The sequence below is a fragment of the Streptomyces sp. NPDC002209 genome (assembly GCF_042890265.1).
In the GTDB taxonomy this organism is placed as follows: domain Bacteria; phylum Actinomycetota; class Actinomycetes; order Streptomycetales; family Streptomycetaceae; genus Streptomyces.
The window spans coordinates 155,652-165,950 of record NZ_JBIARX010000013.1 but is presented as its reverse complement, the minus strand read 5'-3'; the positions used below and the strand labels follow the sequence as shown (position 1 = coordinate 165,950).

11 protein-coding genes are annotated in these 10,299 nt (G+C 72.9%); 7 read left to right on the top strand and 4 right to left on the bottom strand.

Annotation, left to right across the window (positions count from 1 at the left end; genetic code table 11):
* Nucleotides 1-446 precede the first annotated feature (446 nt).
* Nucleotides 447-746, bottom strand: coding sequence for a CPCC family cysteine-rich protein (locus tag ACFYXK_RS24840; RefSeq protein ID WP_389413068.1), 300 nt, complete (start codon nucleotides 744-746; stop codon nucleotides 447-449).
* Between the two features lie 54 nt (nucleotides 747-800).
* A complete protein-coding gene (locus ACFYXK_RS24835) occupies nucleotides 801-1,280 on the bottom strand; it encodes a hypothetical protein (protein ID WP_389413067.1) in 480 nt (159 codons plus the stop codon).
* Between the two features lie 186 nt (nucleotides 1,281-1,466).
* On the opposite strand from ACFYXK_RS24835, the gene ACFYXK_RS24830 reads away from it, so the two are divergent.
* The 5 genes from ACFYXK_RS24830 to ACFYXK_RS24810 all read left to right on the top strand — a co-directional run bounded on the left by ACFYXK_RS24830 (nucleotide 1,467) and on the right by ACFYXK_RS24810 (nucleotide 5,526).
* Entirely contained in the window at nucleotides 1,467-2,162 is a 696-nt protein-coding gene (locus ACFYXK_RS24830) for a pyridoxal 5'-phosphate synthase (protein WP_389413066.1), read from the top strand.
* A 372-nt stretch (nucleotides 2,163-2,534) separates the two neighbouring features.
* Nucleotides 2,535-2,939: a hypothetical protein gene (locus ACFYXK_RS24825; RefSeq protein WP_389413065.1), complete on the top strand. Its 405-nt coding sequence runs from the start codon at nucleotides 2,535-2,537 to the stop codon at nucleotides 2,937-2,939.
* 33 nt (nucleotides 2,940-2,972) lie between these two features.
* Complete coding sequence (locus tag ACFYXK_RS24820) at nucleotides 2,973-3,677, top strand: ABC transporter ATP-binding protein (RefSeq protein WP_389413064.1); 705 nt, start codon at nucleotides 2,973-2,975, stop codon at nucleotides 3,675-3,677.
* A complete protein-coding gene (locus ACFYXK_RS24815; RefSeq protein WP_389413063.1) occupies nucleotides 3,674-4,627 on the top strand; it encodes a hypothetical protein in 954 nt (317 codons plus the stop codon). The genes ACFYXK_RS24820 and ACFYXK_RS24815 overlap by 4 nt, the downstream gene beginning before the upstream one ends.
* Complete coding sequence (locus ACFYXK_RS24810) at nucleotides 4,627-5,526, top strand: hypothetical protein (RefSeq protein WP_389413062.1); 900 nt, start codon at nucleotides 4,627-4,629, stop codon at nucleotides 5,524-5,526. Before ACFYXK_RS24815 ends, ACFYXK_RS24810 begins: the two co-directional genes overlap by 1 nt.
* Nucleotides 5,527-5,549: 23 nt before the next feature.
* On the opposite strand, the gene ACFYXK_RS24805 is transcribed toward ACFYXK_RS24810, so the two are convergent.
* Together ACFYXK_RS24805 and ACFYXK_RS24800 are read right to left on the bottom strand one after the other, a co-directional pair.
* Entirely contained in the window at nucleotides 5,550-5,966 is a 417-nt protein-coding gene (locus ACFYXK_RS24805) for a Zn-ribbon domain-containing OB-fold protein (protein ID WP_389413061.1), read from the bottom strand.
* Nucleotides 5,963-6,415 (bottom strand): DoxX family membrane protein, encoded by a 453-nt coding sequence (locus ACFYXK_RS24800; RefSeq protein ID WP_389413060.1) that lies wholly within the window; start codon nucleotides 6,413-6,415, stop codon nucleotides 5,963-5,965. Before ACFYXK_RS24800 ends, ACFYXK_RS24805 begins: the two co-directional genes overlap by 4 nt.
* Before the next feature lie 161 nt (nucleotides 6,416-6,576).
* On the opposite strand from ACFYXK_RS24800, the gene ACFYXK_RS24795 reads away from it, so the two are divergent.
* Both ACFYXK_RS24795 and ACFYXK_RS24790 read left to right on the top strand, forming a co-directional pair.
* Nucleotides 6,577-7,815, top strand: coding sequence for a flavin-containing monooxygenase (locus ACFYXK_RS24795; protein WP_389413059.1), 1,239 nt, complete (start codon nucleotides 6,577-6,579; stop codon nucleotides 7,813-7,815).
* Nucleotides 7,816-8,027: 212 nt separating this feature from the next.
* A complete protein-coding gene (locus tag ACFYXK_RS24790; protein ID WP_389413058.1) occupies nucleotides 8,028-10,262 on the top strand; it encodes an acetate--CoA ligase family protein in 2,235 nt (744 codons plus the stop codon).
* The last annotated feature ends 37 nt before the right edge of the window (nucleotides 10,263-10,299 follow it).

The following is a 10,299-nucleotide window of genomic DNA, read 5'->3' as shown; positions in this document are numbered from 1 at the left end:
GCGCCCTTGACGGCCCGGACCGCACCGGAAGGACAGTGGACTGACGGGAAGCCCCCGGACACTCCACCGACCCCGAGTCGACAGACCCCGACCCCGGCATCCCGCCCGACCCTTCCGACCCCGAGTCGACAGACCCCGACCCCGGCATCCCGCCCGACCCTTCCGACCCCGAGTCGACAGACCCGCCCCCAGCATCCCGCCCGACCCTCCCGGCGCGGAGTGCAGGGACTCCGGCCCGGGTGTTCCGGCCGGCCTCTCCGGCGCCGAGTACACGGACCCCGCCACGGGCGCCGCTGCTGGCCTCTCCGGCCCCGCACCCGGCCCCCGCCCCCGGGTGTTCCGCCCGACCTTCCGGCGCCGCGTAAACGGACCCCGCCCCCGGCATCCCGCCCGACCCTCCCGACCCCGAGTCGACAGACCCCGCCACCCCGCCCCGCCCCCTGCGCCTAGTCCACCGTGTCACGGAGTCGGTTTTGGGCTTCCGAGCGCCACAGGCCTTCGCCGCCGCGGGTGAGGGACTCGTCGCGTTCTTCTGCCGCTTCCTCCAGGTAGTCCAGCCGGGCCTGCGCCAGGCTCAGCCGGCCGTTGGGACCACCCCGTACGAAGTGTGCGTCCGCATCGTCCTGCCCGTCGTCTTCCCAACCGCACTCCGGGCAGATCTCGAAGTCGGCCCGCTTCTGCAGCGTCCGCTGGAAGCAGCAAGGGCATGCAACGCGACCGCTCGTGGGGAGTTCTTCGGAAGCCATGGCCGCCATCGTTCCGTCCTGCCGAACCGATCCGCAAGGAACGCGGCGCGTCGCTCAGTACTGCCAGCGGGGTTGGCTGCCGTCCAGGCGGCAGTAGATCAGGCGGCCGTTCTCGGCGTGGGTGGACCTGCCCAGGTCGGCCTTGCGGCAGAACTGCCCCGCCCTGTAGCAGTTCCCGGCGTTGGAGACGATCTCGCACGCACCGCCGGCCGGCTGGGTCGCCTCCTTCGTCGGCGCCTTGGTGGCGGGCGGCTTCGGCGCGCTGCCGCTCCCCCCGGTGGAGCCGGACGAGCCGGACGCGAGCGTACGGGTGGGGGCCGGCTTCGCGTCGGGCGTCTGCGTGGGCGGCTCGGCGGTCGTGGCGGCGGGAGTGGGAGTGGCGGACGGCGAGGGGGTGGGCGTCGGGGAGGGGGACGGTGTCGCGGAGGCCGACACGCTCGGCGAGGGGCTCGGCGGCAGCGAAACGGCGGGGCCGCCTCCCTCCGCCGGGCCGCAGGCCACCGCCGTGCAGGCGACCAGGAGCGCCACCGCCACGCGCCGGAGCACACCGCCGTGCCGTCTGCCGCGTATCCCGCTCGTGCCTCTCGTACCGCTCGCTCTGCCGCCGCTGTTGTGCATGAGGGCCCCCACCTGAGTCGTTGAAGGCTGCACATCATAGGAACGAAAGGGGCTCCGAATCCGGCGAATGCGGAAGCCGGGGCGCGTGGTTCGATGGGCGGCATGACCCGCGAGATCAGCAGCTCCGAGACGGACGAGATCGAGGCGTTCCACGCCACCCTGCACTCCCTGCGCGTGTGGGACGGCCCGCTGCCCGGCTTCGATCCCGGGGCCGCGCCCGCCGAGCCGTTGGCGCTGTTCCGGGCGTGGTTCCTGCATGCCGTCGAGGCGGGGCAGGCGGAGCCGCACACGATGTCCCTCGCGACGGTGGACGCCGACGGGCGGCCCGACGTACGCGTCCTGATGCTGCACGACGCCGACGGGCACGGCTGGCACTTCGCCTCGCACGCCACCAGCGCCAAGGGCCGGCAGCTGGCCGGGCACCCGGAGGCCGCGCTCGGGTTCTACTGGCCGGCCGTGGCCCGGCAGGTCCGGATCCGCGGCCGGGTCACCGCCTGTGGGCCGGAGGAGAGCCGGGCGGACCTGGCGGTCCGCTCGCGGGGCGCGCTCGCGGCGGCGCTGACGGGGCGCCAGAGCGAGGTGCTGGGTTCGGTGCAGGAGCTGGCGAAGGCCTCGGCGGCCGCGTGGGAGCGGGCGGGCGCCGAGCCGGATGCCCCGGCCCCGACCTGGACCCGGTACGTGCTGGACGCCGACGAGGTCGAGTTCTTCCAGGGCGACGCCGCGCGCCGCCACGTACGGCTGCGCTACCGCCGCAACGGGGACGGCAACGGCTGGATCCGCGAGCTGCTCTGGCCGTAGGACCCGCCCCGGGCAGGTGAGGAGCCCGAAGCCGATCCCGGCCCCGTTGCGGTCGGCCCGTTTCAGACGATTTCAAGCCAGGGGTCGGGCACTTGAGCCTGCCGGGAGACGTGACCGTCCCAGCGGGCATACGACCCGTCCGGCCCGCTTCAGGCAAGGGCCGATGCGCCGTGCCGGTCTCGCGCGGGCGCTCTCAACGGGGGGCGAAATCAGGCCACATGAAGATTAAACGCGACCATCGGGGACTTGGCGCAAACTTTTCGCAACTTGACCGAAACTAAAGAAAATATGAAGATCATTTACAGCTGGGTGTCGCCGACGACACCCAGTGCACGCACTCCACCGTGAGGTGGAGCAATCGGAGGGAACCCCATGCGTACTCGCATGAAGTCGACCGTGGCCACGGCCGTACTCGCAGTTGGACTCGTCGGAGCGCTGGCGCCGAACGCCTCCGCCGCGTACCAGAAGGTCAAGAACTTCTCCTACACCGACGAGGGCGTCGGGGCGGAGACCGGTCGCTGGTCGGCCGCCGGCGGTTCCCAGGCCGCGTCGCAGGACGCGTGCGCCACGAGCAACGGCGCCCAGGGGCGTGTCGGTTACGACTTCAAGATCGACATCTCGTGGTCCCCCGACAAGTGGGTGGCCTGGCGTGACTGGTCTTGCGACAACGGCGTGTACTGGAAGGAGTTCGCCGCCCCGACCGGCGGTAGCTACTACATGCAGATCGCCAACGCACCGGCCTTCGTCCACTCGTCGGGCCGCGTCGTCTACAACTGATCCCAGACGATGAGCACCCTTTCCTGTCACGAAGTGACCAAGCGATTCCGGAAGCACTCCGTGCTGGAAGGGGTCAGTCTCAGCCTGGAGGCCGGCGAGATCGTCGGCCTCCTCGGGCTCAACGGCGCGGGCAAGACCACCCTCATGCGGGTGATCACCGGGCTGTCCACCCCCGATTCCGGTGAGGTGCAGCTGTTCGGGGAGGCCTTGCCGATGCGGCCGCGGCAGCTCGACCGGCTCGGGGCCGCGCTCGACGCGCCCGCCTTCCACCGGTGGTCCACCGGACGCGCCATGCTGCGCACCCTGCTCGACACCGCCGGGCTTCCCGACGGCGGGCGCATCGCCCGTACGCTCGAGCGCGTCGGGCTGACCGGCGCCGCAGACCGGCGGCTCGGAACGTACTCGCAGGGCATGCGGCAGCGGCTCGCCATCGCCGCGGCGCTGCTCAAGCAGCCCGATCTGCTGATCCTCGACGAGCCCACCAACGGGCTCGACCCCGAGGGGCTGCGCATGGTGCGGCGGATCGTGGCCGAGGAAGCCGCCCGCGGGGCCACCGTCCTCGTCTCCAGCCACCAGCTCGACGAGATCCAGCGCATCTGCCACCGCGTGATCATGCTCGCCCAGGGACGCATCGTCGCCGCCGGCACCCTCGACGCACTCGGCTACGACCCCGAGAGCGGTCCCGCCGCCTTCGAGGACTGGTTCTTCGGGCTCGTCGGAGACGGCGGCCGCCGGTGAACCGTCTCGTCCGGGCCGAGACCCGGCGGCTGCTGCGGCACCCGCTGGCCCTCACCCTCGCCGCGCTGTTCGTCTTCGGCTCCCTCTACTGCGCCTGGGTGAGCCAGAACATGGCCTCGTACAACATCCAACAGGTGCAGTCCAACCTCGACTTCCTCCCCGCTTCGTGCGAGTCCAAGCAGAACACCCCGGAGCAGAGGGCCAGGTGCCTCGCCGACGTGCCCCTGCAGGCCGCCGGGCTGGAGCGGATCCAGGACCGGTTCGTCGCGGAAGGGGTGCGGGCCGCGCAGGCCCAGCATCCCGCGGGCGCCCTGCTGTGGACCGTGCGGCTGCTGACGTCGGTCCCGGGGCTCGCGCTCCTCGTCATGCTGGCGGCCTTCTCCGTCGCGGGCGAGTGGAGCCGGGGCAGCATCGTGCCGCTGCTCCTCTACGAGTCCCGCCTCAGCCGGCTCCTCGCCGCCAAGGCCCTGGCCGTCTGGGTGTGGAGCCTCGCGCTGCTGTGCGCGTCCGGCGCCGTGACGGCCGCCTTCGGCCTGCTGTACGGCCGTGGCGCCTATCCGTTGCCTTCGCCCGGAGCCCTCGGTTCCGTACTCGCCGACACCGCTCTCGGCGTACTGGCCGGGGCTGCCGTGCTGGCCGGGGCCGCAGCCGTCGCGGTCGCCCTGGCGGCACTGCTCCGACACCCCATGCGCACCTTCCTCGCCGGGATGCTGCTGCTCGTCCTCGTGGTCCGCACCTCCGCCGTCCCGGCGCTGGGTGCCTGGCTTCCCGGCGGCGCGCTGGCCGACCTCGTCGGGTTCGGCGCGGTCGACGGGGTCTGGGACCACTTCTGGATCTCGACCGACCCCTCCACCGTCCCCGCCCTGCTCCGCGTCCTGCCGACCCTGGCCTTCATCGGCCTGCTCTGGCTCGGGCTGGACCGCTTCAACCGGACCCGGGACCGCGCCTGATGGCCGGTACCCGGCGGCGGCCGAAGCGCGGGGAAGGGGCCGCCTGGGCCGGCGAGCTGCGGGCCCTGTGGACCGTTCCCGTGTGGGGCGCGACCGCGGCCGTGGTGCTGCTGACCGTGGCGCTCGCCGGCCGGCTCTGGATTTCGGGCGCCTCGTACGGGGTGCTCGACCCCTCGGTGTCGGCACTCACCTCGCTCCCGTCCGCACTGCGGGCGGCGGCCTGGCAGTTCGCGACGCTGCTGGGGCTCGTCCTCACGGCAGTGGTCGTCGCGACGGGACTCGGCCAGACCCTGGAGGGCGGCACCTGGAGCGCCCTGCGCCTGTTCGAGAACCGCGTCGGGGTGCTGTGGGCGCGCAAGGCGGGCGCCGCACTCGCCTTGTCGCTCGCCGGTCAGATCGTCACCGGAGTCCTGCTGTGGCTGGCCACTTCGGCGCTCGCCCGGTTGTGGCCGGTACGACCCCGCGCGGTGCCCCCGGGGTTCGGCGGCGGGGCAGTCCACACTCCGCCTCCGCTGCCCGCCGAGTCCGCGACCTGGGGCCAGGCGGTGGGCGCCATCGCCGCCGCCCTCCTGGTCCAGGTCCTCTTCATCTCCCTGGCCGGGCTTGCGGCGGCCCTGCTGCGCAGCGTCATCGGGACCCTCGCACTCGGAGTCGGTCCCCTGCTGGTGACCGCGCCACTCGTGCTGCTTCCGGCGGCGCCGTTCCTGCCGCACCGCTGGATCGCCGATCTGCTGAACCTGCCCTCCGAGGCCCAGTACCAGCTGTACTTCTGGAATCAGGCCCCGCCCGATCCGTCACCCCTGACCGGGGGCCTCGCCCTCGCCTCGGTCGCGGCCCTGGCCGCCGTGGCAGCCTGGGCGGCGCTGCGGTCCGAGCGGGCGCTGCGGCCCGTCGACTGACCCCGGCGGACCGACCCCCGGGGTCAGTCCGCCGGGCGGAACACCGCCACCCACACCCCTTCCGCCGCCTCGCGGAACGTCACCCGCAGCGGCATCCCGATGCGCAGGTCCGCCGGGGCGCAGTCCACCACCTCCGTCATCATCCGCGGGCCCTCGGCCAGGTCGACCACGGCCGCCGCGTACGGGACGCGCGCGGCGAACGGCGGGAGGTCGTTGCGGTGGATCACCGACCAGGTGTAGAGGGTGGCGCGGCCGCTCGCCGGCTCCCAGGCCACCCGGTCCTCGCCGGCCCAGCAGAACGGGCAGAACTCGCGCGGGTAGTGGTGGGCCCGCCCGCAGTCGGCGCAGCGGCGCAGCAGGAGCCGGCCCTCGGCGGCCGCGTCCCAGTAGGGGCGGGTGAAGTCGTCGATCTCGGGGAGGTCGTACCGTACGGCGCTCACAGGAAGAGTCCCGTCGCCGCGTCGAGGGACCAGGTCTGCCAGGCCATCGTGAAGAGGGCGACGAGCGAGATGAGGGCCATCATCGCGTTCTGGCCCTGTTCGGCCCAGTCGTGGATCATCAGGATCAGGTAGAGCAGGTTCAGGAGCAGCCCGCCGGCCAGGGCGATCGGTGTGAGGAAGCCGAGGACCAGGCCCAGGCCCAGGGCGAGTTCCGCGTAGACGACGATGTACGCCATCAGGCGCGGGCGCGGCTGGACGACCTTCTCGAAGCCGCCCTTCACGAACGGCCAGCGGTGCTTGCCGGCGACGTCGGCGGCCCAGGCGATGCCGGTGCCGCGTTCGAACCAGCCCTTCTTGTCCTTGTGCCGCCAGCTCTCCAGCCACCACAGGCCGAGGCCTATCCGGAGCACGGCGAGCCATTCGGCCCCACTGAGCCAGACGGTCTGCATCGGGCCCTCCTCCCTTGATCTGACGGTACGTCAGTTCAGCGGATCGGGGGCGATCCCGCAAGGGTTCCTCCCCGGGCCGGAAGGCGTCCGTGATCGATCCGCAATCGATTCCCTCCCTGTCCGCGACCCATCAACGCTGTGTGTCGATACGCTCACTCCTCATGCCCGGAGTCCCCACACCCCCCGACTTGACCACCCAGCCCCGCCCGGTGTACGTGATCGGCGCCGGACCCGGCGGCCTCGCCGCAGCCGCCGCGCTGCGCGCCCGCGGGGTCCGCGCGGTGGTCGTCGAGAAGTCCGACGAGGTCGGCACCTCCTGGCGGAACCACTACGACCGCCTCCACCTGCACACCACGCGCCGGCTCTCCGCCCTCCCCGGGCTGGCCATGCCGCGCCGCTTCGGCCGGTGGGTCTCGCGCGACGACGTGGTGCGGTACCTGGAGAAGTACGCCGAGTTCCACGAGCTGGAACTCGTCACCGGCGTCGAGGTGACCCGGATCGACCCGGCCCCCGGAGGGGACGGCTGGCTCCTGCACGCCACCGGCGGGCGGGTGCTCGACGCCAGGGCCGTCGTCGTCGCCACCGGGTTCAACCACACGCCCGCGCTGCCCGGCTGGCCGGGCCGCGACGCATACGCCGGCCGGCTGCTGCACGCCGCCGACTACCGCAATGCCGCGCCGTTCGAGGGCCGGGACGTGCTCGTCGTCGGCGCCGGCAACACCGGCGCCGAGATAGCCGTCGACCTGGCCGAGGGCGGGGCGGCGCGGGTGCGGCTCGCCGTGCGCACCGCGCCGCACATCGTGCGCCGCTCCACCGCGGGCTGGCCCGCGCAGCGCACCGGGATCCTGGTGCGGCGGCTGCCGGTACGGCTCGTGGACCGACTCGGTGCGCTCGTCGCCAAGGCCTCCGTCCCCGATCTGGGCGCGCACGGGCTGCCCCGCCCCGGAACCGGCCTGTACAGCAGGGTCAAGGAGGGTGCGATCCCGGTCCAGGACGTCGGCCTGATCGACGCCGTGCGCACGGGCAGGGTCGAACCGGTCGCCGCCGTCGCCTCCTTCGAGGGTGCCGAGGTGGTGCTCGCGGACGGTTCGCGGATCGCCCCGGACGCGGTGGTCGCGGCCACCGGATACCGGCGCGGCCTGGAGGGCCTGGTCGGGCATCTGGACGTGCTCGACGGGCGGGGGCGGCCCCGTACGCACGGCACGCGCGCGCCCGCGCAGGCTCCCGGCCTGTACTTCACCGGCTTCACCAACCCCATCAGCGGAATGTTCCGCGAGATGGCCCTGGACGCCGAGAAGATCGCCAAGGCCCTGTCCCGCCGGCTCGGCCCCCGAACCGGTCTCCCGCCGGCCGAGCCCCTCCCGGACACGGGCCTGCGTCCGGTCGACCCCCTGGCGTAGGGGGCGGGCGGCGGGCCGCCGGAGCCGCCCTTTCCGGTCTCCTCCAGAACAGGCCGAATCCGGTCCTGGACCCCTCCCGCAGGGATCTGGGACCGTTCCACACATCACCTCCACCAGCTTTCCTACGCAGCACTGTTCCTGACGGCACGTCAGTTCAGTAATCTGACTACGCGTCAGTTATTGAGGTTCATCGAGCAGGAGCGGGCGGAACGATGCTTGGATCTACTCACGGCACCCTCACCACCGACTTCCGCGCACGTGTCGAGGCCTGCGGGGAGTCCCCCAGGACGGCCGTCCACTCCACGGCGGCGCCGTCCGCCGCGGACACGGCCGCGGTGGACGTCAGCGGACGGCCCCTGCACGCCGATGTCCCGGACCTGGACAGGTTCTTCCGGCCCGAGTCCGTGGCCGTCATCGGCGCCTCCGACGCCGAGGGCAGACCCAACACCGGCATCACCCGCCAGCTCATCGCCTGGGCGGAGCGCGTCGGCGCCCGGATCCACCCCGTGCACCCCACCCGCCCCACCGTCTTCGGGCTGGCCTGCCACGCGTCCGTGGCCGACCTGCCCGAGCAGGTGGACCTCGCCGTCCTCCTCGTCGCCGATCCGCTGCCGGTGATCGAGGAACTGGCCGAGGCCAAGGTGAAGTTCGCCGTCGCCTTCGCCTCCGGCTTCGCCGAGACCGGAGACGCCGGCGCCGCTGCCCAGGCCCGGCTGTCCGCCGCGGTCCGCCGGTCGGGCCTGCGCCTCCTCGGCCCCAACACCAACCTCAACGCCTTCGAGAGGTTCCGCGACGACCTCGACGGCCCGGCGATCGCCCTGATCACCCAGTCCGGCCACCAGGGCCGGCCCGTCTACACCCTCCAGGAGCTGGGCATCCGGCTCTCCCACTGGGCTCCCACGGGCAACGAGGCCGACCTCGAGACCTCCGACTTCATCTCCTACTTCGCCGAGCGGCCCGAGGTCGGCGCCATCGCCTGCTACGTGGAGGGCCTCAAGGACGGCCGGTCCTTCCTGCTGGCCGCCGACCGGGCCGCCCGGGCGGGCGTCCCCGTCGTCGCCGTCAAGGTCGGCCGCACCGAGACCGGCGCCCGGACGGCCGCCTCCCACACCGGGAAGCTGACCGGCGCCGACACCGTCGTGGACGCCGCGATGCGGCAGTTCGGCGTCATCCGCGTCGACGGACTGGACGAGCTCCAGGACACCGCGGCCCTGCTCGCCCGGGCCCGCAAACCGCTGGCCGACGGGGTCGTCGTGTACTCCATCTCGGGCGGTACCGGAGCCCACTTCTCCGACCTGGCGTCCGAGGCCGGGCTCAGCCTGCCGACCCTCTCCCGGGCCAAGCAGGACGAACTCCACCAGTGGATCCCGCAGTACCTGAACGTCGCCAACCCCGTCGACAACGGCGGCCACCCCGTCGGCGACTGGCGCGGCCGGAAGATCATCGACGCGATCCTCGCCGATCCGGCGGTGGGCGTGCTGATCTGCCCGATCACCGGGCCCTTCCCGCCCATGAGCGACAAGCTCGCACAGGACCTGGTGGACGCGGCCGAGCAGAGCGACAAGCTGATCTGCGTGATCTGGGGCTCCCCGGTCGGCACCGAGGAGGCCTACCGCACCACCCTGCTGGGCTCCTCCCGCGTGGCCACCTTCCGTACGTTCGGCAACTGCATCACCGCCGTCCGCGCCTACCTCGGCCACCACCGGTTCACCTCCGCCTACCGCTCCCCCTTCGAGGACGCGCCGCGGACCCCGTCCCCCTCGTACCGCAAGGCACAGGCGCTCATGCGCCCGGGCCAGCAGCTCAGCGAGCACGCGGCGAAACAGCTGCTGCGGGCCTACGGGATACGGGTCCCCCGCGAGCAGCTCGTGACCAGCGCGGCGGCTGCGGTGCGGGCGGCCGGCCTGGTCGGCTACCCGGTGGTGATGAAGGCCTCGGGGCCGCAGCTCGCCCACAAGACGGAGCTGGGCCTGGTGAAGATCGGCCTGACCTCGGCCAGCCAGATCCGCGACGCGTACCGGGAGCTCACGGACATCGCCCGCTACGAGGACGTCCCGCTGGACGGCATCCTGGTCTGCCAGATGGTGGAGCGGGGGGTCGAGATGGTCGTCGGCGTCACCCAGGACGACCTCTTCGGCCCGACGGTGACCGTGGGGCTGGGCGGGGTCCTGGTGGAGGTCCTGCACGACGCGGCGGTACGGGTCCCCCCGTTCGGTGAGGACCAGGCGCGGGCGATGCTGACGGAGCTGCGCGGGCATGCGCTTCTGGAGGGGGTCCGGGGGGCGCCGCCGGCGGACGTGGACGCGCTGGTGGAGGTCGTCCTGCGGGTACAGCGGATGGCCCTGGAACTGGGCGGGGTGCTGTCCGAGCTGGACATCAACCCGCTGATGGTGCTTCCGCGCGGGCAGGGGGCGGTGGCGCTGGACGCGCTGGCCATCTGCCGCTGACGCCCGGCCGGCCCCCGGCCCCCGGGCGGCGCCGCAC

Bases quoted from the DNA above. Each gene is read 5' to 3' on its own strand.
- ACFYXK_RS24840 (WP_389413068.1), bottom strand. From the start codon at position 746: ATGGCTTCCGAAGAACTCCCCACGAGCGGTCGCGTTGCATGCCCTTGC.
- ACFYXK_RS24830 (WP_389413066.1), top strand. From the start codon at position 1,467: ATGACCCGCGAGATCAGCAGCTCCGAGACGGACGAGATCGAGGCGTTC.
- ACFYXK_RS24825 (WP_389413065.1), top strand. From the start codon at position 2,535: ATGCGTACTCGCATGAAGTCGACCGTGGCCACGGCCGTACTCGCAGTT.
- ACFYXK_RS24810 (WP_389413062.1), top strand. From the start codon at position 4,627: ATGGCCGGTACCCGGCGGCGGCCGAAGCGCGGGGAAGGGGCCGCCTGG.
- ACFYXK_RS24800 (WP_389413060.1), bottom strand. From the start codon at position 6,415: ATGCAGACCGTCTGGCTCAGTGGGGCCGAATGGCTCGCCGTGCTCCGG.
- ACFYXK_RS24795 (WP_389413059.1), top strand. From the start codon at position 6,577: ATGCCCGGAGTCCCCACACCCCCCGACTTGACCACCCAGCCCCGCCCG.
- ACFYXK_RS24790 (WP_389413058.1), top strand. From the start codon at position 8,028: ATGCTTGGATCTACTCACGGCACCCTCACCACCGACTTCCGCGCACGT.